Origin of the sequence: Curvibacter lanceolatus ATCC 14669 (assembly GCF_000381265.1) — a bacterium.
Classification (GTDB): Bacteria; Pseudomonadota; Gammaproteobacteria; order Burkholderiales; family Burkholderiaceae_C; genus Curvibacter; species Curvibacter lanceolatus.
In genome coordinates this window covers 486,737-508,667 of the sequence record NZ_KB906253.1, presented here as the reverse complement: position 1 = coordinate 508,667, position 21,931 = coordinate 486,737, and the positions used below count along the sequence as shown (strand labels likewise).

Sequence of the window (21,931 nt, the reverse complement as noted above, 5' to 3'; positions counted from 1 at the left end):
GAAGACCCTGCTGTGGAAGACGAGACGGCGGGTGCAGCGGCGGCGCGACGGGGCTTCGGCCCGCCGCCCACGCACCCGGGGGGAATCACTTGGCGGTGCCGCGCACCTTGGCCAGCTCGGCGTTGAGTTCACCGGTGGTGTCTTCACCAAATTCCTTGGCGTACTTGGCCAGCACGGGCTGCAGCTTGGCGCGCATCTTGGCCTGCTCGGCCGGGGGCAGCTCGGTCACCTGCATGCCCACCTTCTTGAGCTCGCCAAGGGCCTTGTCACCAAAGGCGCGGATGGTCTTGCGTTCGTACACCGTGGCTTCGCGGGCGGCGTCCTGCACGATCTTCTGCTCTTGCGCCGACAGGCCGTCCCAGGTCTTCTTGGACATCAGCAAGGCCCAGGTGCTGTACATGTGGCGCGACAGCACCATGTGCTTTTGCACCTCGTAGAACTTGCTCGACAGGATGGTGGCCGCAGGGTTCTCCTGGCCATCCACCGCGGCCTGCTCCATGGCCGAATACAGCTCGGTGAAGGGCATGGGCGTGGCGTTGGCACCCAGCGCGCTGAAGGTGTCCAGGAACAGCGGGCTCTGGATCACGCGCAGCTTCAGGCCCACCAGGTCGTCGGCCTTGGTGATGGGGCGGCGCGAATTGGTCACGTGCCGAAAGCCGTTCTCCCAGTAGCCCAGGCCCACCAGGCCTTTTTGGGCAGCTTGGCGAGCAGCTTCTGGCCGAAGGGGCCGTCCAGCACGGCATCGGCCTCTTGCTCGTTGTTGAAGGTCAGGGGCAGGTTCAGCACGCCAAAGGGCTTGATCAGCGACATCAGGGTGGAGGTGTCGGGCACCGTCATCTCGAGTGTGCCGCCGCGCAGGGCCGAGGTCATGCTGACATCGTTGCCCAGCGAGCCGCTGGCATAGAGCTTGGCCACCAGCTTGCCGCCGCTCTTGGCCGACAACTGCTCGGCAAAGTACTTCACAGCCAGGGCCTGGGGATGGTCTTCGTTGAGGCCGATGCCGACCTTGAACACATGGTCCTTGATCTGGGCCGACACCGGGGCGGCCAAGGCGGCCAGGATCGTGGCCGCCAGGGCCAGGGCTTTGAATTGCATGGATGTCTCCGAATTTGGAATGTCTGAACCACGGTGGGCGGGGCCACCGGCCGCGGGGAATCTCTGATGGATCCTCCCGTTGCAGGCGAGAGATTAGGTTTCCCGTCCCCTGGGGTCCACTGACTTTTTTGCTAGCATCCATTCCAAATGCTGATGAGTCCAGACCCGATTTCGGGTAAACCCCTGTCTTTGGCCCAGGCCTGTGCCCGCCTGCGCTTTCGCCATCTGCAGTTTCTGGACATCCTGGGCCAGACCCGCAACCTGCGCCTGACGGCCGAGCAGATGCACATCACCCAGCCCGCGGCCACCAAGATCCTGATGGACATCGAGGAGATCCTGGAGGCCCGCCTGTTCGAGCGCCTGTCGCGTGGCATGCGGCCCAACGAACTGGGCCTGTTCACGCTGCGCTATGCGGCCAGCGCGCTGGCCGGGCACCGCAAATTTGTGGACGAGTTCAATGCCCTCAAGCAAGGGGGCCATGGGCACCTGTCGATCGGCGCCATCACCGGCTCGGCGGCCCACGTGCTGATCGCCTCGGTGGCCGAGATCCAGCGCCTGCGCCCCCTGCTGGTGCTGAAGGTGCTGGAGCAGAGCAGTGACCAGCTGGTGGTGTGGCTGGCCGAGCGCAAGATCGACCTGATGATCGGCCGCTTCACCGACGAATCCCAGCGCAGCCAGTTCCACTACGAGCGCCTCTCGGACGAACCACTGCAGGTGGTGGGGGGCCTGCACCACCCACTGCGGGGCGTACGCGAGCTGGACATGGCCGAGCTGTCGCACTGGCCCTGGATCCTCTACCCCGCCTCCACCGCGGTGCGCAAGGTGTCCGACGACATCTTCGGCCGCAACGGCCTAGCGCTGACCTCAGGGGTGGTCGAGACGCCCTCTTTCCTGTTCGCGCTGGAGATGATGCAGACCACCGACATGCTGTCACTGCAGCCCACGGCCCTGGTCAAGCGCTACATCGACAAGGGCCTGCTGGCCCGCATCCCCGTCGACCTGCCCGACCGCATGCCCGACTACGGCATGCTGACCCGCCTGGGCGAAACGCCCACGCCGGCGACGCTGGCCTTCATGGAGGTGTTGCGGGGGGTGGCAGCGGCCTGAGCTCCCAAGCCCAACTCCACCCCGCCCCGCCCCGCCCCGCCGTCAAGGTATCAACCTGCCCGCTCCAGCATGGCCTGCAGCAGCACATTGCAGCCGGCGGTGATGTGCTCGGGCTTGGCGTCTTCGATCTCGTTGTGGCTGATGCCGTCCTTGCAGGGGATGAAGATCATGCCCGTGGGGGCCAGCTTGGCCATGTAGACGGCGTCGTGGCCGGCGCCCGAGACGGCGGGCATGTGGCTGTAGCCCAGGCGCTCGGCGGCGCGCTGCACCGCGTTGACGCAGTCGGCGTGGAAGGGCTGGGCCGGGTAGTGCGAGACCAGCTCGATCTCGATCTTGAGCCCGGTTTCGGCGGCCACCTGGGCCGCGTAGGCGCGGATGTCGGCGTCCATCTGGTCGACCAGCGCATCGGTGCTGTTGCGCAGGTCCATCGAGAACTTGACGCGGCCCGGGATCACGTTGCGGCTGTTCGGGTGCACGTTGACCATGCCCACGGTGCCGCGCCCGTGCGGGGCGTAGCGGTTGCCGATGGCCACCACCTCCTGCATCACGCGGGTGGCGACCTGCAGCGCGTCCTTGCGCAGGCCCATGGGGGTGGGGCCGGCGTGGGCTTCCATGCCGGTCACGGTGCAGTCGTACCAGCGGATGCCCAGCACCGCGCTGACCACGCCGATGGTCTTGTCGTTGTCCTCCAGCACCGGGCCCTGCTCGATGTGGGTCTCGAAGTAGGCGCCGATGGGGTGCTGGCCCGGCACTTCGCTGCCGACATAGCCGATGCGGGTGAGCTCGTCCTTGACGCTCTTGCCCTCGGTGTCGGTGGCGGCGTAGGCGTGTTCCAGGGTGAAGGCGCCGGCGAACACGCCCGAGCCCATCATCACGGGCACAAAGCGCGAGCCCTCTTCGTTGGTCCAGAAGGCGACCTCGAGGGGGGCCTCGGTCTGGATGCCGTGGTCGTTCAGGGTGCGCACCACCTCCAGGCCGGCCAGCACGCCGTAGTTGCCGTCGAACTTGCCGCCGGTGGGTTGGGTGTCGATGTGGCTGCCGGTCATGACCGGGGGCAGGCTGTTGTTGCGGCCGGGGCGGCGCATGAAGACGTTGCCGATCTGGTCGACGGTGATGCTCAGGCCGGCGTCGCGGGCCCAGCCCACGACCAGGTCACGGCCCTGGCGGTCGAGTTCGGTCAGGGCCAGGCGGCACACGCCGCCCTTGTCGGTGCCGCCGATGCGGGCCAGGGTCATCAGGCTGTCCCAGAGGCGCTCGCCGTTGATGCGCAGGGAATGGGGGTTGGCAGAGGTCATGGTTGGAAGAGGATGAGGTTGAGCAGCGCGTTGGAGGCCGGGCCTCAGATCGCGTCGAGCGGGAACACCGGCCGCGTCACGTGCCGGAACGGGAACAGGCTGAAATCGGAGCTGGTCACGCCCGGGCTGTCGCATTCGACCAGGCCGGCCGACAGGGGCACAAACACGGGCCGGCAGTACATGCGCGACTTCAGCAGCAGAAAGCGCGCCTGCAGCGGGTCGAGCCCCACGCAACTGAACACGCCCAGGTCCCAGGGCTCGTGCGGGGTTTCGGTGACGACGATCTGGGTGCTGCCGGTGTCCAGCCACACGGTGCGGCCCATGTGGCAGCGCTGGCCGGTGTAGATGGGGCCGCTGACCGTGTAGCTGCCGTCGCTGATGGCCCGCACCCGGCCCTGCACCGCCACGGGGGTCTTGAGCAGGCCCAGGCCCGCCAGAGAGACCTTGTTGCCCAGCGCCACACTGACCTCGGCGCCCTCGCCGGCCGCAATCAGTGCGGCCACCGCCTCGGGGTCGCACAGAGGCCCCACGGTGATGCCGCTCAGGCCCTGGGCCCAGGCAGCCTGCAAAACGTCCAGCGTGTCACAGCTGCCGCCCGACATGCAGTTGTCGCCATGGTCGAGCAGCAACACCGGCCGGGTGGCCCCCTGGGCCATTGCCTGAGCCCGCTGCAGCGACTCGGCCAGGGGCTCGCTGTCGTACACGAACTGCTGGCGCTGATCCCAGATCTGGCCGGCCAGATCGTCGAGGGCCTGTTGGCCCTGAGCTTCGCCTTCGGCATCCAGCCGCACCGTGGCCACCACGCTCACGCAGGGGGCGGCGATGTCAGCCAGCGAGAAGCCCGCGAACACGGTCATGGCCGGCAGGCCCTGGGCCTCCAGGGCCTTGGCGGTGCCAACTGCCTGGGCCATGGCGCCGCCCAGGGTGGTGCTGCGCAGGGTGTGGCTCATCAAAGGCAGGGGGCGCCAGCGCACGCCGTAACGGAGCCCACCATCGAGCATGGGCAGCAGCAGCCGGGCCACATGGGCGCCGGTCTCGTACATGTCGATGTGCGGGTAGGTCTTGAAGCCCACCATGACGTCGGCGTTGCCCACCATGCGAGCGGTGATGTTGCCGTGCAGGTCCAGGGCCACGCCGATGGGCACGCCGGGAGCGGCAGAGCGCACCCGCGCCAACAGGTCGCCCTCGCCGTCGGCGCTGTTCTCGGCCACCATGGCGCCGTGCAGGTCCAGCAAGATGGCATCGCAGCCCGGGGCGGCGGCCACGATGCGATCACACAGCTGGGTGTAGGCCTCGGCCTGAACCGGGCCGCTGGGGTTGGCGGTGGCCGACACCGGGGTCACACATTCGGCGCCCCGGGCCTGGGCCGCGTCCAGAAAGGCGGCCATGGCGGTGCGCATGCCCTGCTGGGCCTGGCGCGCCTCGTCCCCGTAGGTGGGCGCAAACGCGGCCAGGGGCGTGGGCACGGGTGAAAAGGTGTTGGTCTCGTGGTTGAGACGGGCGATCAGCAGTTTCATGAACAGGTCCTCATGCAAGACCCACGCCGAGGTAGCGGTCCTTGACCTCGGTGTCGGCCAGAAAGGTGGCGTTGTCGGCCTCGTAGACGATGCGGCCCTGCTCCAGGATCAGATGCCGGTCGGCCAGCTGGGTGCAGACCTCGAGGTTCTGCTCCACCAGCAGGATGGACACGCCCTCGGCCTTGATGACCTTGAGCTGGGCCACGATCTCTTCCACGATGACGGGGGCCAGGCCCTCCACCGGCTCGTCGAGCATGAGCAGCTTGGGGTCGTTCATCAGGGCGCGGCCGATGGCCAGCATCTGCTGCTCGCCGCCCGACAGCTGGGCCCCGCCGTTCTTGCGGCGCTCTTTCAGGCGCGGAAAGATGCGGTAGATGTCTTCCAGCTGCCAGGGCGAGTGCCGGCGCTGGCCCAGCAGCAGGTTCTCCTCAACCGTGAGCAGCTTGAAGATGCCACGGTGCTCGGGCACCAGGCAGGCCCCTTGGCGGGCGATGCTGTGCGGGGCCAGGCCCTGCAGCTCGTGCCCGTACAGGCGCACCGTGCCCTGGCTGGGGCGCAGCACGCCGACGATGGTCTTGAGGGTGGTGGTCTTGCCGGCGCCATTGCGCCCCAGCAGGGTGACCAGCTCGCCGCTGTTCACATGCAGGCTCACGCCTTGCAGCACATGGCTTTTGCCATAGTGGGCGTGCACCTCGTTGAGCGAAAGAATCATGCCTTGCCTCCGGTGATCATGTTGCCCAGGTAGGCCGCGCGCACGCGGTCGTCGCTGCGGATGTCGTGCGGCAGGCCCTCGGCCAGCACGCGGCCGGCCTGCATCACGGTGACGGTGTCCGAGATGTCCATCACGATGTTCATGTTGTGCTCGATCAGCACCACGGTGTGCTCGTCGCGCAGGCTCTGGATCAGCTGCTTCATCTCCTCGAGGTCGTCGATGCCCATGCCCGAGGTGGGCTCGTCGAGAAAAATCGCCTTGGGCCGGGCCGCCAGCGCCATGCCCACCTCGAGCCGGCGCTGCTGACCATGCGAGAGGTTGCCCGCCGGCGTGTCGGCCAGACCTTGCAGGCCCACCCGCGCCAGCACTCGGTCCACCACCTCGGCCAGGGCCCTGGCGCCCACCGGGGCCTGCCAGCCATTGAAGGCGGCGCGCGGCGCCACGCCCTGGGCGGCCAGGCGCAGGTTCTCGCGCACCGGCAGGCTCAGGAACAGGCTGGTGACCTGGAACGACCGGGCCATGCCGCGCTGCACGCGGCGGTGGTCGGGCTCGCGGGTCACGTCATGCCCGTCGAACACGATGCGCCCGGCGCTGACCGACTTGGTGCCCGTGAGCAGGTGGAACAGCGTGGTCTTGCCCGCCCCGTTGGGCCCGATGACCGAGTGCACGGTGTTGGCGCGCACCTTCAGGTTGACGCCGCCCAGCGCGGCAAACTTGCCATAGTGTTTTTCGAGGCCGCTGGCCTCCAGCAGGATGGTGCTGCTCATGCTTTGTCTCCTTGGCGGGCCAGCCGCTTCCACAAGGTCTCGCCCAGGCCCCACAGGCCGCGTTGCATCCACAGGCTGACGGCCATCAGGATCAGGCCCAGCACCAGCAGCCAGCGCGGCCACAGGGCCGACAGCCAGTCGCCCAGCAACAGGTAGAAGGCCGAGCCCAGCACCGAGGCCAGCAGGTTGCCGGTGCCGCCGATCACGGTCATCACCAGGATCATCTCGCTGGTGTGGTGCTCGGCGTTCGACAGCGGCGCCAGCCCGGTCATCATGGCGTGCAGGGCCCCGGCCAGGCCGGTCACGGCACCCGAGATCACAAAGGCCTGCAGCTTGAGCAGCTTCAGCGGGTAGCCGATGGCACCGGCGCGCTCTTCGTTGTCGCGCACGGCCAGCAGGGTGCGGCCGAAGATCGACTGCGACACCTTGAGCAAGACCCAGAACACCGCCAGGAACAGCGCCGCCACAAAGCCATAGAACTGCCAGGGTGAGACCAGGCTCCACAGCGGCTGGCCCATCAGCGTGAGGCTGGGGCGCGGGATGTCCATCAGGCCGTTGTCGCCGCCGGTGAGGCCGGTGGCGGTGTAGGCGATGAAATAGAACATCTGCGAGAAGGCCAGCGTGAGCATCACGAAGTAGGTGCCCTTCTGCCGGATCGACACCCAGCCCACCACGGCTGCCCCCAGGGCGCCGACGGCCATGGCCAGCAGCAGGGCTAAAGGCATGGGCAGGGGCCAGCGGGTCAGCGTGAGGGCCACGGTGTAGCTGCCCAGGCCGAAGAAGATGCCCTGGCCGAAGGACAGCAGGCCGGTGTAGCCCAGCAGCAGGTTGCAGCCCATGGCGGCCAGGCCGAAGATCAGCACCTCGCTGGCCAGCGAGCCCGAATGCATGAGCAGCGGCATGGCGGCCACCACGGCCAGGGCCAGCCAGAACTGCAGCAGAGGCCCTTGAAAACGCTTCACAGGGGTTTGGTTTTGTTGGCTCATGTCACTCACTCCTTGCGGCCCAGCAGGCCATGCGGGCGCAGCAGCAGCACGGCGGCCATGGCGATGTAGATCATCAGACGCGCCCCTTCGGGCCACACCGTGCTCATCAGGCTTTGCACCACGCCGATCAACAGGCCGCCCAGCAGGGCGCCGCTGAAGCTGCCCATGCCGCCCACCACCACGACCACAAAGGCCACCGACAGGGCTTCGATGCCCATGAAGGGCTCGGCCCCCCGGATCGGGGCCGCCAGCACGCCGGCCAGCGCCGCCGTGGCCGCGCCCAGGCCGAACACCAGGCTGAAGATGCGGTGCACATTGATGCCCAACAGCGAGACCATCTCGGTCGACTCGCTGCCGGCACGCACCGCACTGCCCAGGCGCGTGCCCTCCAGCACCCACCACAGCAGCACGGCCAGCGCGGCGGTGAAGCCGATCACGAACAGCCGGTACTTGGGGTAGATGAAGCCGCCCCACATGACCACGCCTTGCAGGGCATCGGGCACGGCCACGCTGTCGCCCAGAGGGCCCCATTGCAGGATCACCAGTTCTTGCACGGCCAGGGCCAGGCCCACGGTGACCAGGATGTGGAACTCATGCGCCTTGGCATACACATGGCGCAGCACCACCTTCTCGGTGAGCCAGCCCAGCGCGCCCACCAGCAGCGGCGCCGCCAGCAGGGTGAGCCAGTAGCTCAGGCCCCAGCGCGTCATCTGGTAGCAGGCGTAGGCGCCGATCAGGTAGAAGGCGCCGTGGGCGAAGTTGACGAAGCGCAGCAGTCCAAACACGATGGACAGGCCCACGGCCAACAGGAAGTACAGCATGCCGATGCCGACCCCGTTGATGATCTGAAGCAGGTAGATGTTCATGCGTTGATCAAGTTGAAAGACAGGCCCGCAGGCCCACCCGCGCCCCCCGGGAGGTGGGCGCGTTGCAGGCGGCGGGAGGTGTGGAGACCCGGAGCAGAGCCCAGGTCAGGGCCCGGCGTCGATCAGGCCCGCTTGCAGCCAGTCTTGTCGATCGGCAGGAATGACTTGCCGGCGCTGAGCACGTCGACGTAGTCGTCCTTGTTCTTCATCTGCGACTTGGCCTTGCCCTTGAGCAGGTAGTAGTTCTTGAGCACCTGGTGGTCGGCCTTGCGCACTTCCTCTTCGCCGGTGAGGCCGGCGTACTTGAGGCCCTCCAGCGCGGCCACCACGGCCTTGGGCTCGACCGTGCCGGCCTTCAGGATGCCGTCGATCATCAGCTTGGTGCAGATGTAGGAGCCGGCCAGGCTGTAGTTGGGGTTGATCTTGAGCTTGTCGTTGCTGCGCTTGACCAGGTCGCGGTTGAGTTCAGAGTCGACCGTGTGCCAGTACTGGGCCCCGAAGTAGATGCCTTCGCACAGCTCGGCGCCCAGCGACTCGAACTGCTCCAGGCCCGAGGCCCAGGCCACCAGGATGGTCATGTTCTTGTGCATGCCGAAGCTGATCGCCTGGCGCAGCGTGTCGGCGCACTGGCCGCCGAAGTTGAGCAGCAGCAGCACATCAGGCTTGGCGGCCATGGCGTTGGTGATGTAGCCGCTGAACTCTTTCTCGGCCAGCGAGTGGTAGCTGTTGCCCACGTGCTCGATGCCTTTTTCCTTGAAGATGTTCTTGGCCGCCGACAGCAGGCCGTCACCGAACACGTACTGCGGCGTGATGGTGTACCAGCGCTTGGCCTTGGGCATCAGATCGGCCAGGGGGCGCACGGTCTGCTCGATGGCGCCATAGGTGGGCACGGACCAGCGGAAGGTGGCGGCATTGCAGTCCTGCCCGGTGATCTCGTCGGCGCCAGCGGTGGTCACGAAGATGCCGCCGGCCTTCTCGGCCTCCTTGCCCATGGCCAGGGCCTCGCCCGACAGGATGCCGCCGGCAAAAAAGCGCGTGCCCTGCTGCTGGGCCGACTCTTGCACCTTGCGCACGGCGGTGGCGGGCTTGCCCTCGGTGTCGAGCACGGTGTAGGCCAGCGGGCGCTTGAGCACCGAGCCGTATTGCTCGATGGCCAGGCGCATGCCCAGGTCGGCGAACTTGCCGTTGGCGGCAAACGCCCCCGACATGGGCACCGGGCAGGCAAACTGGATCGGGCCGCTGGCGGCCTGGGCCAGCGCGCTGCGGCCGGCCAGCCCCAGGGAGGCAGACAGGGCGCTGAGGGCAGAGACTTGCAGAATTTGGCGACGTTGCATGAGGGGGCTCCTGGATCGGTGCGTGTGCTGAAGGGGGTGAAGCCGACGGAGCCAGTACCGGCCCTCAGGGCCCGGTCCGTCTCTCGTTGCTGCATTCAGTGTTGCCCGGTCGGCGCCTTCGTGCGCTTTCCAAAACTTTCATTTGGATTCAGCGCGACCTGGGGAAAGCCCTTGGTCAGAGATCGAAGCCGTTGCGTGCGGGGTCAGACCCAGCGCAGGGCTTCAGGGCGCCAGGTGGCCGTTGCCTGACTGCCAGCGGCGGCGACCTGGGTCGGTGGCCACAGCAGGTCGTCCAGCAGGGCCACGGTGTCACCCAGGCTTGCAGCTTCGATGCGGTTCTTGTTCAGGAAGGCTTGCCACTGGCGCAGCTTGGCGGCGTCTTCACTGAATTGCTGGGTCAGTGCCAAAGGCCGCTCGGTGGGCAAGGCGGTCTGGCGTCGGGCAAAGGTGGCGGCGATGGCTGACGCGAGCGTGGCGCCATCCAGCTCAGTGCGCCGGGCAATCACCGCCAGGTCGAAGAAGTCCTTCATGCGACTGTTGACCTGCCCCAGCACCACCATGGCCTGGTACTTCTCGGCGATCACGGTGTAGACCGGATAGACCCGCAGCATGGGAGCTGGGAAGTCGCCCAGCAAGGTCGGGTAAGCCACCGTCTGTGGCTCCGGGGTCACGGCGTCCCCGAAGCCCACGTCGATCTGCAGGGCACAGCGTGCGGAACCGATGCGTGCTACCAGCGTGATGCGGGTGCCGCCGTAGGAGTTGTCCTCGCGAATCGCGTCGGCCTTCACAGACTCGGGGTCGAACACGATGCCATCGCCCAGGTCCATGCTGGCGATGTCGCGGAAGGTGGCGATCAGGTTCGCCTCATCGTCGGGGCCGAAGCCCAGCAAGTCGGCGTCCCTGGTTAGTCGGTGCGGGGTGTCGTACCAAAGCGCAAAGAGCAGAGCGCCCTTCAGCAAGAACCGGTCGGCGTGTGGTGAGGCGCTGAGGCGCGCCAGCAGGCGCTCCATGCCGAAGCGGTTGAGCACCAGGCTGTAGTCGTCGCCGCGTTGCTTGGCGAGGGCCAGCAGGCGGGCCAGGAGGGACGCGGAGAGCTTGCCGGTCATTGTGTCACCGCCTCCAGGTAGGGTTGCATGACACGTTCGACCCGGTTGATCTTGGCGAAGTGGCTCAGCTCGGCCAGGGTGACCTTGCGGCTGCGCCAGGCGTCTTTCAGGGCCTCCAGCGCCACGTCCAGGCCGATCTTGTTGCGGAACTTGAAGCAGTCGGTCACCGTCTTGGCGGCGCTGTACACCCGGATGGGGGCGCCATAGTCGCTCAGGGTCTGGATACCGTCGCTGTAAGCGGGGCCGCGCAGGCGCGCGATGCGCAGCGTGGGGTAGCTCAGCGCCGGGGCCTGGCTGCCTTCGGGCAGCGCGATCCACACCTCATGCGGCAACTGCGTACCGATCTCATGAAATTGCAGCGCACTCAGCAGGCACAGCACGGCCTTGGGCACGCGCTGGCAGACTTCGAGCAGCGTCTGATGCTCGGTGACTTCGGCATCGGGCAGTCCATACAGGCCACGGGTAAGGCGTTGCAGCTTCCCCGCCTGGTGCAGCCGGATCAGCAGCTGCGGTGACCAGCCGTGCTCACGCACATCCGCCGCCCGCAGCACGCGCCGGTGTCGGGCCAGTTCGAGGATGTGGTCAGACTGGTTCATGAAGTAAGTTTAATATCCGCATTACTTTTTCTCAAGCAATGAGACTTTCAATCAATCTCAGCAAGGCCGTCACAGCTCGCCGGCCTTGCGCATGGCCGCCGTGGCTTGTTCAAGGGCTGCAGGTGCAGCCTTCGATGGCTTCGGGGGTCGGTGGCACCGTCTGAAATTCGACGTCCTTGCACACATTCCTCAACACGTGCTTTGCAGACGCCCCGCCCCAAAGGGGTTCAGGCCAGCTCGCCCACCCGCACCGACACGGTGAACGCGTAACCGATCTGGTGCAGGGTCTTGATGGGCAGGGCCTCGCCCAGTGCTTCGGTGGCCTTCTTGCGCAGGCGGGTCACCAGCAAGTTCAGGCGCTCGCTGCCGTTCTGCGCCCGGGCGCCGAACAGCTTGTCGCTGAGGTCGCGCTTGGACACGGGCTGCCCCTGGGCCTGCACCAGGTGCTGCACGAACAGGAATTCGTGCGTGGTGAGGGGCAGGCTGCGGCCCTCAGGCGAGGACAGCACCCAGTCTTTCAGGGCCAGCGACCAGGTGCGGGGCGGGGCCTGCACCGGCGCCTCGGCCGGGCTGCTGGCAGCGGCCGGGTTGGCACTGCCCCGGGGCTGCAGGCGGCTGGCGGTGGCATCGATGTTGGCGGCCAGCTCCAGCAGGTTGACGGGCTTGACCAGGTAGCGGTCGGCGCCGGCGCGCATGCCGGCCAGGCGGTCGCCCAGGGCATCGCGGGCGCTGAGGATGATCACACCCACCTCGGGCCGCGCCTTGAGCAGGCCGGCCACCGACAGGCCATCGTCGCCGGGCAGGCCGATGTCGAGCAGCACCACGTCGACCGGGTCGCTCATGAATTTCTTGTAGAAGGCCTCGGCGCTGCCCACGCCCCAGGCCCGGTAGCCCGAGTCGAGCAGGAATTCTTCGATGCTGTGCAGCTGGTCGGCGTCGTCTTCGACGATGGCAATGCGGGGTTTGGAATGGCTCATGGTGCGATCTGGGGACGGCCCCGGTCTCGACGCCGGCAAGGGAACGGTGTGGCGGCGGAGGGTGCTCGGGACAAGCGAGTTTCGAGCCAGCCCCGGCGCCACCTGTTGTACCAGCGAGCGCGCCGGAGGATGCGCGGGGTTTTCCCCAGTCGGGGCCGATCAGGTGCTGGCGCCCGCTGGCCCCAGGGGCAGCTCGATCACAAAACGGCTGCCCTGCGGCTCGCGGGCCTCCAGCCAGACCCGGCCGCCATGCAGTTGCGCAATGCGCCGGACCAGGGCCAGGCCCAGGCCGGCGCCGGGCTTGCCTTCGGCGCCCCGGCCACGGCGGTATTTGTCGAACACCACCTCGGCCTCTTCGGGGGGGATGCCCGGGCCCGCATCGTCAACCGCCAGGCACAGGCGATCACCCCGCTGCCAGGCGTGCAGGGTGACCGGGGCGCCCTCGGGGGAGTATTTGAAGGCGTTGGACACCAGGTTCATCAGCATGATGCGCAGCAGCACCTGGTCGCCATGCAGGGCCGGCAGCCCAGGCGCCAGCTGCATCTGCAGCGGGTGCCCGGGCGAGAGCTGCAGGCCGTTGTCGAGCACCCAGGCCATCAGGCCGGGCACGTCGATGGGGGCGGGTTCGAGCACAAAGCTGTCGCTGTCGATGCGGTCCTGCGTGAGGCAGTTGTCAAAGAAGTAGTTGAGCCGGATGGCCCCACGCAGGATGCGCTCGGCCTGGGCCAGCTGGGTGGGCGAATCCTTGGCCCGCAGGCACATCAGCTGCGCCGTGGTGTGGATCACGGCCAGCGGCGAGCGCACCTCGTGCGACAGCATGGCGATGAAATGGCGCTGGTCGGTCAGGGTCTGCTCGATGGCCAGCAAGGCCTCTTTGAGCTCACGGGTGCGCAGGGTGACGGTCTGCTCCAGATCCTGGGCGTGCTCCTGCAGGTGGCGCGCCATGTAGCGCATGGCGTCGGACAAGGCCCCCAGCTCGCGGATCGGGCTGGGCGCGGGGGCACTGGCATGCCATTCGCCCCGGGTCAGGCGCCCGGCCCAGTGCCCCAGGCGGGCCAGCGGGCTCACCACCCGGTTGGCCACATGCACCGAAAACAGCAGGGCCGCCAGCATCACGGCCAGGGTCAGGTACAGGGTGTTGTGCAGCACGCCGCGCAGCGGGGTGTTGAAGCGGCTCTCGGGCAGCATCACGCCCAGGGTGAGGCTGGGGCCGTTGTGCAGCGGCTGGGTCCACCAGCGCGCCAGGTGCTGGGTGGCGCCCACATCGATGAAGCGGTTGCCCTCGGGCTGGCCGCTGGCCCGGATGGCGAGGCCCACGGCGCGCAGCACCGGGTCAGCGCTGTCTTCGGCCTTGCGCGCCTGCAAGCCATCGGCCGGCAGGCCGGGCTCGGGCGTGGACGAGGCCAGCAGCGCCCCGGTCTCATCGGCCAGAAAGGCCTGGCCACCGGATTCGCGGGCCACCCGGGCCAGGAACTCATTGATCTGCGACAGCGCCACATCGGCGGTGACCACACCCACCAGGGCGCCCTGGCGGTCGCGCACCGGGGCCGACACGCCCATGCCGATGGCCGCATAGGCGCCCTGGGCATCGTTGATCAGGTAGCGGTATGGGGCATACCAGGCCATGCCGTCGCGCGCCAGCGCCGACTGGAACCAGGGCCGGGTGCGGGCGTCGAAGGCGATCTCGCTGCGCGACACCGGCACCAGCGCCCGGCTGGCTTCGTCCAGGCGCAGCACCTCCATGGCCCGACCGTCGGCGATGCGCGCGCGCAGCAATTGCAAGGGGCGGTCGGCCCCGACGGGGGGGCGGCTGCCCGCGTAGTACTGGCCATCGGCCAGGCCCATCGAGATGAAGGTGAGCTGGGGCTGCTGGTCGATCTGCAGCAAAAACTGCCGCATCAAGGCCTCGGGCTGGGCATACAGCAGCTGGCCGGCCCGGGCCTGCTCCACGTTGAAGGTGACCACCCGCAGCGGCACGTCGAAGAAGCTGACGATCTTCTCGCGCACGCGGCTGGACACCTCGTCGGCCAATTGCTGGGCAAACTCTTCACGCGCGCTGAGGGCCGAGCGGTAGAAGAACCAGCCGCTGGCCACCACGATGGGCAGCAGCACCAGCAACAAGGCCAGGATCAAAAAGGTGCGAAACGCAATGCGGCTGCGGTCGGGCATGGGTGGAAATCTGGGCCAGGTTGCGGGCCAGGTGCCTCGGCGCCTCAGCGCTTGATCGCCTTCAGGGTCATGCGGTAGCCCGCCTCTTGCAACTGGGCCACGGTCTCGCGCGAGAAGTCGTAGTCGCGCGAGGACGGGGCGTCGTCGCTGTCTTCGCGCACGATGCGGGTGATGGTCATGGGGGCCTCGTCGCCCATCAGCTGGATGTAGCGTGGCTGGTGGCGCAGCCGGGCGGCCGCCTCGGGGGGCAGCTCGGCCATCAGGTCTTCGACCAGGCGCTGGTAGTCGCGTACCTGCTCGCGGGTGCGCACGTCGCTGCGCACGCGTTCGGAATACAGGATCTCGTCACGCCGGGCCATCACCTCGCTGAGGTTGCCGGGCAACTTGCGACGCTGTCCCGGGAACAGATCGATGATGTAGACCTGCTTGCCCGCCGAGCCACAGCGCTCGACCACACGCTCTAGCGGCGAGTTGCTGACAATGCCGCCGTCCCAGTAGTGGCGGCCGTTCACCGTGGTCCACGGGAAGGCCGGCGGCAGGCTGCCGCTGGCCAGGATGTGATCAGGCGTGAGCTCGTCGACATAGCTGTCAAACACCACCAGCTCGCTGGTCTCCAGGTCGACGGCACTGACCATCAGCCGCACCGGGCTGGCCTTGAGGCGGCTGAAATCCACGAAGCGCGCCAGCAGCGCCCGCATGGGGCTGGTGTCGTACAGGCTGGTCCAGTTCTGCGGCCATTGCTCGGCACCGAGCAAGGGCTGCAGCCAGCGGGGCGTGAAAAAGGGCTGCACGCCCCAGGTGGCGATCTGCTGGCAGGCCAGGCTCTGGCGCAGGGTCTCGTCGGGCACCACCGGGGTCAGGGTGGCCAGTTCGGCCCAGAAGGCCTGCAGCGCCTCGGCCGGCCGCTCGGGGTTGCCTGCGATGATGGCCCCGTTGAAGGCCCCGATCGACACCCCGGCCACCACATCGGGCCGCACGCCGGCTTCTTGCAGCGCCTTCACGGCGCCGCACTCGAAAGCCCCATAGGCGCCACCGCCTTGCAGGATGAGAAAGGTCTGGTTGGGAATCTGCTGCAGTGCGAACTTCGGGTCGGACAGCTTGGCCTTGAGCCGGCTCAGGTTGACGCGGCGCTTGATCAGGTTCTCGACCAGCCGGGTCTCCTGCGAGGGCCGCCCCAGCGAAAAGAGCGCCTGCGGCACGTCGTGGCGCAGGTAGAAGGCGGCAAACGAGCCGGCCTGCAAAGAGCCACGGTCGATGCGCTCGAACGGGGGCTCGATCTCGCCCAACAGGTTGAAGCTGTGCTCGAAGACCTGGCTGAAGAAGTAGCTGACCTCGTCATAGGGCAGGCGTTGGCCCAGCATGTTGCGCGCGGCCAGCCGGCCTTGCTTGATGGCGTTGTCCCAATGCTCCACCCGGTGGCGGCGGCCCAGCACCGGGTCGTCGAAGTTGGCCACATCACCAGCGGCAAACACGCCGGACTGACTGGTCTGCAAAAAGCGGTCGACCACCACCCCCTCATCGAGCAGCAAGCCGCTGCCTTCGAGAAAGCCGGTCTCGGGGCTGATGCCGGCACCGATCACCACCATGTCGCAAGGCAGCACCTGGCCGGCCTGGGTGTGCACGGCCTGGACCCGGTCGGCGCCGCTGAAAGAGGCCGGCGCATCGCCCAGCAGCACCTGGGCGCCGCGCTCGGTGAAGCAGCGCTGAAAGAAGTCGGACAGGGCCGGTGTGTTGAAGCGACCAAACAGGTCGCCCCGCTCGACCAGCGTGACCTCGATGCCGCGCTGGCGCAAGGAGGCGGCCACCTCCAGTCCGATGAAGCTGCCCCCGATCACCACCGCCCGCTGCGCCTGCAGCGCGCTGGCACGGATGGCCTGGGCGTCGGCCAGCGAGCGCAGGTAATGGATGCCCGGCAGCTCCACGCCGGGCAGTGCCAGCCGCAGCGGCCGGGCCCCGGTGGCAATCAGCAGCTGGCCATACGTCCAACTGGAGCCTGCTTCGGTGTGCAGGGTGCGCTGTGCCGTGTCGAGGCGGCTGACGCGGCAGCCCAGCACCAGCTCAATGCCCAGCGCTTGCCAGGCCCCCTCGGCCAGCACGGTGCTGACGCGCGGGGTCTGGTTCAGGCTCAAAAAGCTCTTGGACAAGGGCGGGCGCTGGTACGGTGGCTGGTCTTCGTCACCCAGCACCACGATGCGCCCGGTGGCGCCCTCGGCACGCAGGGTTTCGGCGGCCGTGGCACCGGCCAGGCCGGCGCCGACGATCAGGTAGTCGGCATGCGGATGGGCCGGGGGCCGTTTGGGAACTCGGGTGGCTTTGGGCACAGAGGGCTTGGCAGCGCCGCGCGGGGCTGGGCTCATGAACAACTCCAGAGGGCCGGGCCAGGGGCCCGGCAGAGGGTGGAAACCGGGCTGATATATCGCATCACTTGGAGGCCATCCAGGCCTCGTAGCCACCTTCGAGTGGGCGCACCGAAAGGTAGCCCATGTCCAGCAGGCGGCGGGCGGCCAGGATGGCACCGGCATCCTGCGGGCAGGCGCACAGGGTCACGATGGGCTGGTTGCGGGGCCAGTCGCCCACGACCTGTTCCAGCTGGCTGTGCTCGGCCACCCGGGCGCCATCGATGGGGCCGGTCTGGGCCACCATCACGGCGCCGCGCAGATCCAGCAGCAGGGGGCGCGGCTCACGCGCCAGTGCTGCGCGCAACTCATCAATGCCGATGCGGGGCACCGCGCTGAGGCGGCGAAAACGGTATTTCTGCCAGAACTTCCAGCCCAGCCAGGCGGCGGCCAGCACCACCACCACGGTCAAGGCCTCGGCGGTGTTGCGCTCGAGCGCCGCAATCACCTGGCGCACGGTGTCGCGCAGCAGCCAGCCTGCACCCAGCGCCAGGCCGGCCCACAGGCCGCCGCCGGCACCGGCCGCGATCAGAAAACTGGGCTGGTGCATGCGCAGGGCCCCGGCAATCGGTGGCGCCACGGTCGAAAAACCAGGCACGAACTTGGCCACCACCAGCGAGGCTGGCCCCCAGCGCAAAAAGCGCGCCTCGGTCTGGCTGACGCAGGAAGACGGGTTGATCGACAGCTTGCACAGCCCCGAGAGCACCCGGTAGCCAAAGCGCTTGCCCGCGTGGTACCAGCCCCAGTCGGCCAACACCGAGGCCAGCATGGCCGCGGCTGCCAGCTTGCCCAGCGCCCCGGGCGTGGCGGCCAGACTGCCCGCCAGCAGCAGGGTGGGCACGGCCGGCACAGGCAGGCCCAGCTGCTGCAGCAGCACATTGATGAACACCACGCCGAGCGCGTCGTGCTCCAGGGTTTGGCTGAGCTGCTGAAGGTCCATGGCGGAGAGGGATGGAAAGTGGATGCCGGCAGGCCCTTGTGCGGCCCGTGCGCCAGTTTAGCCCCTGCTCCGCGCCGTCAGCCCCAAAGGGGCTTGCCACCGCCACTTGTGGGCCCCAGCCGCTTCAGCCCATCAAGGCTGCGCCGTCAGGCCCGCTGGGCCTGCACTGTGCTGACGGGCACGATCTGCTTCTCCAGCAGGGTGTAATGCATCGGCAGCCCCGCCGGTGGCACAAAGCTGACGGGAAAGCGCCCACTCTCGGTGTACCCCATGGCCTGCCAGAAGGCGACCACACCAGAGTCAGGTGGGTAGGCCTTGAGGCGCATGCGTGTCGCCTCGGCGGCGGCGATCTCCTCAAGAATCTGCACCGCCGTGCGGGCATGCCCCGCGCCCCGGTAGCGCTCATCGATCACGAGGAAGTGGACATAGCCGCCGTCCCAATGCGGATAACCCAGACCCAAGGTGATGAAGCCCACGGTCTTGCTGACCCCGTGGTGCAAGTCAATGGCATAGACGCGGTGCTCTGCCGCATCCACGTCGCGATGCAGCAGCTCGAAGAGTTGGGCGCCTTCAACGCCGGTCAATCGATGACCGAATGATTCTTCGACATACTGCCTTGCATGGTTCAAGACACCTTGCAACAAGGCACGGCCAGCCGATGTCTCCTGTACTCTGGTCAGATGAATTTGGGGTGCTGCCATGAATGCCTCCTCCTGAACCGAACAGCGTTTGCTGCATGGTAGGCAACTCTCTTCCGCCTCCCGCAAAGTAAAAGCATATATTTGTTACAACACATTGCAACACCCAAAAACGTTGAATTTGACTCAATATTGGTACCTCGCAGCCTTCCTATCTGACCCATCCCATGGACCAATGACATGACGCTACGCATCGTGAAACTCGGCAGCCCGCGCACCCCCGACGAAGGCACCCGCATCGGCACGGTGCGGCGCCCGCCGCGGGGCGTGCCCAAGACCGAATTTGCCAGCCAGAACTGGTACGACATCTGGTACCCCAACCTCGCGCCCACCGCCGAGACCATGAAGCTGGGGCAAGAGGCCGACACCCCAGCGCAATGGCAGTCCTTTGAACGCCAGTTCCGCAAGGAGATGGCCCAGCCCGAGGCCAGCCGGAGCCTGGATCTGCTGGCCGCGCTGTCCCGCCACAGCAATTTTTCGGTGGGTTGTTACTGCGAGAATGAGGCGCGCTGCCACCGTTCGGTGCTGCGAGCCTTGCTGCAAGAAAAAGGTGCTGACCTGGCGCCCTGAATCCCAGCGCAGGTTTGGCTGCGCCAATCCGTGTGATGATTCAGGGCTGCAACTCCAATGGAGAGCCTGATGGCCAACTCACCCGACAACCTCAGCATGGCGCTGTTCTGTGATTTCGAAAACGTGGCGCTGGGCGTGCGTGACGCCAACTACGAAAAGTTCGACATCAAGCCCGTGCTCGAACGGCTGCTGCTCAAGGGCAGCATCGTGGTCAAGAAAGCCTATTGCGACTGGGACCGGTACAAAGGCTTCAAGGCCACCATGCACGAGGCCAATTTCGAGCTGATCGAGATCCCGCACGTGCGCCAGTCGGGCAAGAACTCGGCCGACATCCGCATGGTCGTCGATGCCCTGGACCTGTGCTACACCAAGTCGCACGTGAACACTTTTGTGATCATCAGCGGCGACTCGGATTTTTCGCCCCTGGTGTCCAAGCTGCGCGAGAACAACAAGCAGGTGATCGGTGTGGGCGTGAAGCAGTCCACCTCTGACCTGTTGATTGCCAACTGCGACGAATTCATCTTCTACGACGACCTGGTGCGTGAGAAGCAGCGCGCACTGGCGCGCCGCCAGCAGCCGGCCGATGCACCGCAGCAAGCCCGCCGCACGCCAGAAGAGGAGCGCAAGCGCAAGGAAGCCAGCGACGCCCGCCGCAGCGAAGCCCTGGAGCTGGCCGTGGAGACCTTCGATGCCCTGATGGCCGAACGCGGCGACAGCGGCAAGATCTGGGCCTCGGTGCTGAAAGAAGCCATCAAGCGCCGCCGCCCCGACTTCAACGAAAACTACTTTGGCTTTCGCACCTTCGGCAACCTGCTGGAAGAGGCCCACAACCGCGGCCTGATGGAATTCGGCCGCGACGACAAGTCGGGCGCCTATGTGTTCCGCAGCAGTGGTGGCGGCAGCACGGGCGCGGGCCCTGCCCCCTTGCCCGCATCGAGTGCGGCCACCCATGCCGCACCGGCGCAGCGTACCGAGCAGGCCTACGAGCGCCCGGTGTCGCGTTACTTCCCGCCGGAGGCTTTTGCACCGGCCGCCGCGCCCGTGCCCCCAGCAGCACCCGTGACCGCTGCAGCACCGGTGGTGGAGGCCCCCGAGGTCGAAGCCGAAGCCGAGAACGACGAGCAACCCCCAGCCAGCTATGGCCGTTCGCGGGGCGGCCGCCGGGGTGGCCCGCGTGAAGGACGTGAGGGCCGCGACAACCGTGACGGGCGAGACAACCGCTCCGAAGCCAATGCATCGCGCGGCGAGGGCCAGCCCAACCAACAGGCGGCCCGCCACCAGGGCCAGAACCCACCTGCGCTGCCAGAGCACGACAGCGCCATCGCCGCTGCCGCTGCCGAGGCCGAAGCCCGGGCACGCGCCCGCAAGGCCCGCGAACTGCGCGAGCGCCAGGAACAGGCCGCGGCCACCAGCCGCCGTGCCGCCGCCCCGGCGACCGAAGATGACGATGAGCCAGCAGCGTTGCCCCCGGTCCTGGTGAACGATCAGGCCGGTGCCACGGCAACTGATGAAGGTGCTGCGCCCGCCGCGGCGGAAGACACCGCCCCCCAGGCCTCGCCACGCCGCCGCAGCCGCGGTGGCCGCTCGGGCGCCAAGGCCCGTGCCCAGGCCAACGCAGCGCAGGCTGAGGCGGCGGATGGCCCCGTGGATGACACGGCCAGCGCGCCGGCCGAAGCCGTCGAGCCAGCAGCCACCGCCGTGGTGACGACACCCGAGGCCGCCGCGGTCGAGGCAGCACCCGTGGACGTGGCCGCGCCGGCGGCCAAGAAGGCCCGTCGCCCTCGCGCAGCAGCCAAGAAGGCAGGCTGAGGCCTTCAATCCCTGGGCGAGACCGGCTCCGCAAAGGCGGCGTCGGCCACCACCTCGCCCAGACATTGGACAAAGCTCGCAGCGGCCGGTGACAGCTCCTTGCCGAGTTGGCTGTAGACGCAGACCTCGCGGTAGAAGGCGGGTTCTTGCAGGGCCAGCATCTGCAGCCCATAGGCCTTCACCAGCGGCGCGGCGTAGGTGGGACACAGCGTGACGCCCATGCCAGCGGACACCAGGCCGAAGGCGGTGGTGAAGTACGAGGTCTCCTGCCACGGGTTCAGCAGCAGGGCCTCGCTGTAGGCACCCAGGCTGGCTCGCATGCGCGCAATGAAGTCGCGTGTGGGGGCGATGAAATGGCAGGCGTCCAGATCCTGCCAGCGCAGGGGGTTCTGTGCGCACAGGGGATCGTCGGTGCGGCAGATCAGCCAATGCCGATCCCGCAGAAAGGGCTGGCGCCGCAGGCCGGCATCGTCCAGCACGCCATCCGGCCCGATGGCCAGTTCGACTTCACCCGCCTGCAGCCGGTCCAGCAGGTGTTCGGGCAGCGTGTCCTGCAGGCGGATGTCCACGCCCGGGTACTGCTGCCGGTACACGGCCAGCACCCGCGGCACCAGGGTGCAAGCCATCAGTTGGGGCGCCGCCACGCGCAGCACGCCCCGGCGCTTGTCGCGCAAGTCGATCATGCTGCCCACGGCCACGGCCAGCTCATTGAGCATGCGGCGCACATGCGGGTAGAAATCGCGCCCCGCCTCCGACAGCTCGACCCGCCGGGTATGGCGGTCAAACAGCGACAGGCCCAGCTCGCGTTCCATGTCGCGCACCAGCACGCTCAGGGCCGACTGGGTCAGGAACAGCCGCTGGGCCGCTTTGGTGAAGCTGCCCTCGGTCGCCACCGCCTCGAACGCCCTCAGCTGCCGCAGGCTCAGGTTTCCATTCATATGAATCCCTCATCAATCGATGAAATTTTTTCGTTTGAATGATAAGACAGCTC

The 21,931-nt window shown here is 67.5% G+C and carries 18 protein-coding genes and 1 pseudogene; 3 read left to right on the top strand and 16 right to left on the bottom strand.

All coding sequences use genetic code 11. The annotated features are described in order from the left end of the window. Positions 1-85: 85 nt before the first annotated feature. Positions 86-1,095 (bottom strand): annotated as a pseudogene (locus F624_RS32075) (TRAP transporter substrate-binding protein). A gap of 153 nt (positions 1,096-1,248) precedes the next feature. Here F624_RS32075 and F624_RS0102410 point away from each other — a divergent pair. Beyond that, positions 1,249-2,202 (top strand): LysR family transcriptional regulator, encoded by a 954-nt coding sequence (locus F624_RS0102410; protein ID WP_425387267.1) that lies wholly within the window; start codon positions 1,249-1,251, stop codon positions 2,200-2,202. A 50-nt stretch (positions 2,203-2,252) separates the two neighbouring features. Here the strand turns inward: F624_RS0102410 and F624_RS0102405 are convergent, their stop codons facing one another. From F624_RS0102405 to F624_RS0102340, 14 genes are all read right to left on the bottom strand, one after another. Next, positions 2,253-3,497, bottom strand: coding sequence for a Zn-dependent hydrolase (locus F624_RS0102405; RefSeq protein ID WP_019572661.1), 1,245 nt, complete (start codon positions 3,495-3,497; stop codon positions 2,253-2,255). Between the two features lie 44 nt (positions 3,498-3,541). Next, the gene (locus F624_RS0102400; RefSeq protein WP_019572660.1) at positions 3,542-5,014 is read right to left on the bottom strand and encodes a M81 family metallopeptidase; all 1,473 of its coding nucleotides are present in this window, start codon (positions 5,012-5,014) and stop codon (positions 3,542-3,544) included. A gap of 10 nt (positions 5,015-5,024) precedes the next feature. Next, a complete protein-coding gene (locus F624_RS0102395) occupies positions 5,025-5,726 on the bottom strand; it encodes an ABC transporter ATP-binding protein (protein WP_019572659.1) in 702 nt (233 codons plus the stop codon). Next, on the bottom strand, positions 5,723-6,493 hold the full coding sequence (locus tag F624_RS0102390; protein WP_019572658.1) for an ABC transporter ATP-binding protein: 771 nt from the start codon (positions 6,491-6,493) through the stop codon (positions 5,723-5,725). The genes F624_RS0102395 and F624_RS0102390 overlap by 4 nt, the downstream gene beginning before the upstream one ends. Beyond that, positions 6,490-7,479, bottom strand: a complete 990-nt coding sequence (locus tag F624_RS0102385) for a branched-chain amino acid ABC transporter permease (RefSeq protein WP_019572657.1) — start codon at positions 7,477-7,479, stop codon at positions 6,490-6,492. Before F624_RS0102385 ends, F624_RS0102390 begins: the two co-directional genes overlap by 4 nt. 5 nt (positions 7,480-7,484) lie before the next feature. Further along, a complete protein-coding gene (locus F624_RS0102380) occupies positions 7,485-8,345 on the bottom strand; it encodes a branched-chain amino acid ABC transporter permease (protein WP_019572656.1) in 861 nt (286 codons plus the stop codon). A gap of 122 nt (positions 8,346-8,467) precedes the next feature. Further along, positions 8,468-9,679: an ABC transporter substrate-binding protein gene (locus F624_RS0102375; RefSeq protein ID WP_019572655.1), complete on the bottom strand. Its 1,212-nt coding sequence runs from the start codon at positions 9,677-9,679 to the stop codon at positions 8,468-8,470. A gap of 203 nt (positions 9,680-9,882) precedes the next feature. Next, complete coding sequence (locus F624_RS0102370; RefSeq protein WP_019572654.1) at positions 9,883-10,785, bottom strand: nucleotidyl transferase AbiEii/AbiGii toxin family protein; 903 nt, start codon at positions 10,783-10,785, stop codon at positions 9,883-9,885. Further along, positions 10,782-11,381 carry a type IV toxin-antitoxin system AbiEi family antitoxin domain-containing protein gene (locus F624_RS0102365; RefSeq protein WP_019572653.1) on the bottom strand — a complete coding sequence of 200 codons (600 nt, stop codon included), beginning with the start codon at positions 11,379-11,381 and terminating at the stop codon, positions 10,782-10,784. The genes F624_RS0102370 and F624_RS0102365 overlap by 4 nt, the downstream gene beginning before the upstream one ends. Positions 11,382-11,608: 227 nt before the next feature. Continuing rightward, positions 11,609-12,358 (bottom strand): response regulator transcription factor, encoded by a 750-nt coding sequence (locus F624_RS0102360; RefSeq protein ID WP_019572652.1) that lies wholly within the window; start codon positions 12,356-12,358, stop codon positions 11,609-11,611. Positions 12,359-12,517: 159 nt separating this feature from the next. After that, the gene (locus F624_RS0102355; protein WP_019572651.1) at positions 12,518-14,527 is read right to left on the bottom strand and encodes a sensor histidine kinase; all 2,010 of its coding nucleotides are present in this window, start codon (positions 14,525-14,527) and stop codon (positions 12,518-12,520) included. Between the two features lie 44 nt (positions 14,528-14,571). Beyond that, positions 14,572-16,884, bottom strand: a complete 2,313-nt coding sequence (locus tag F624_RS0102350) for an FAD-dependent oxidoreductase (RefSeq protein WP_019572650.1) — start codon at positions 16,882-16,884, stop codon at positions 14,572-14,574. Between the two features lie 64 nt (positions 16,885-16,948). Further along, the gene (locus F624_RS0102345) at positions 16,949-17,863 is read right to left on the bottom strand and encodes a VTT domain-containing protein (RefSeq protein WP_019572649.1); all 915 of its coding nucleotides are present in this window, start codon (positions 17,861-17,863) and stop codon (positions 16,949-16,951) included. A gap of 146 nt (positions 17,864-18,009) precedes the next feature. Beyond that, entirely contained in the window at positions 18,010-18,564 is a 555-nt protein-coding gene (locus tag F624_RS0102340; RefSeq protein ID WP_084679379.1) for a GNAT family N-acetyltransferase, read from the bottom strand. Between the two features lie 177 nt (positions 18,565-18,741). Here F624_RS0102340 and F624_RS0102335 point away from each other — a divergent pair, with 177 nt between their 5' ends. Continuing rightward, positions 18,742-19,131: a DUF488 domain-containing protein gene (locus F624_RS0102335; RefSeq protein WP_019572647.1), complete on the top strand. Its 390-nt coding sequence runs from the start codon at positions 18,742-18,744 to the stop codon at positions 19,129-19,131. Positions 19,132-19,200: 69 nt separating this feature from the next. Beyond that, the gene (locus F624_RS0102330; RefSeq protein ID WP_043425376.1) at positions 19,201-20,940 is read left to right on the top strand and encodes an NYN domain-containing protein; all 1,740 of its coding nucleotides are present in this window, start codon (positions 19,201-19,203) and stop codon (positions 20,938-20,940) included. Positions 20,941-20,945: 5 nt separating this feature from the next. On the opposite strand, the gene F624_RS0102325 is transcribed toward F624_RS0102330, so the two are convergent. Continuing rightward, positions 20,946-21,878, bottom strand: coding sequence for a LysR family transcriptional regulator (locus F624_RS0102325; RefSeq protein WP_019572645.1), 933 nt, complete (start codon positions 21,876-21,878; stop codon positions 20,946-20,948). Positions 21,879-21,931 lie beyond the last annotated feature (53 nt).

Coding starts and splice junctions, on each gene's coding strand:
- F624_RS0102350 (WP_019572650.1), bottom strand. CDS start 16,884: ATGAGCCCAGCCCCGCGCGGCGCTGCCAAGCCCTCTGTGCCCAAAGCC.
- F624_RS0102385 (WP_019572657.1), bottom strand. CDS start 7,479: ATGAGCCAACAAAACCAAACCCCTGTGAAGCGTTTTCAAGGGCCTCTG.
- F624_RS0102355 (WP_019572651.1), bottom strand. CDS start 14,527: ATGCCCGACCGCAGCCGCATTGCGTTTCGCACCTTTTTGATCCTGGCC.
- F624_RS0102390 (WP_019572658.1), bottom strand. CDS start 6,493: ATGAGCAGCACCATCCTGCTGGAGGCCAGCGGCCTCGAAAAACACTAT.
- F624_RS0102375 (WP_019572655.1), bottom strand. CDS start 9,679: ATGCAACGTCGCCAAATTCTGCAAGTCTCTGCCCTCAGCGCCCTGTCT.
- F624_RS0102365 (WP_019572653.1), bottom strand. CDS start 11,381: ATGAACCAGTCTGACCACATCCTCGAACTGGCCCGACACCGGCGCGTG.
- F624_RS0102325 (WP_019572645.1), bottom strand. CDS start 21,878: ATGAATGGAAACCTGAGCCTGCGGCAGCTGAGGGCGTTCGAGGCGGTG.
- F624_RS0102335 (WP_019572647.1), top strand. CDS start 18,742: ATGACGCTACGCATCGTGAAACTCGGCAGCCCGCGCACCCCCGACGAA.
- F624_RS0102340 (WP_084679379.1), bottom strand. CDS start 18,564: ATGGCAGCACCCCAAATTCATCTGACCAGAGTACAGGAGACATCGGCT.
- F624_RS0102395 (WP_019572659.1), bottom strand. CDS start 5,726: ATGATTCTTTCGCTCAACGAGGTGCACGCCCACTATGGCAAAAGCCAT.
- F624_RS0102410 (WP_425387267.1), top strand. CDS start 1,249: ATGAGTCCAGACCCGATTTCGGGTAAACCCCTGTCTTTGGCCCAGGCC.
- F624_RS0102380 (WP_019572656.1), bottom strand. CDS start 8,345: ATGAACATCTACCTGCTTCAGATCATCAACGGGGTCGGCATCGGCATG.
- F624_RS0102360 (WP_019572652.1), bottom strand. CDS start 12,358: ATGAGCCATTCCAAACCCCGCATTGCCATCGTCGAAGACGACGCCGAC.
- F624_RS0102370 (WP_019572654.1), bottom strand. CDS start 10,785: ATGACCGGCAAGCTCTCCGCGTCCCTCCTGGCCCGCCTGCTGGCCCTC.
- F624_RS0102400 (WP_019572660.1), bottom strand. CDS start 5,014: ATGAAACTGCTGATCGCCCGTCTCAACCACGAGACCAACACCTTTTCA.
- F624_RS0102345 (WP_019572649.1), bottom strand. CDS start 17,863: ATGGACCTTCAGCAGCTCAGCCAAACCCTGGAGCACGACGCGCTCGGC.
- F624_RS0102330 (WP_043425376.1), top strand. CDS start 19,201: ATGGCCAACTCACCCGACAACCTCAGCATGGCGCTGTTCTGTGATTTC.
- F624_RS0102405 (WP_019572661.1), bottom strand. CDS start 3,497: ATGACCTCTGCCAACCCCCATTCCCTGCGCATCAACGGCGAGCGCCTC.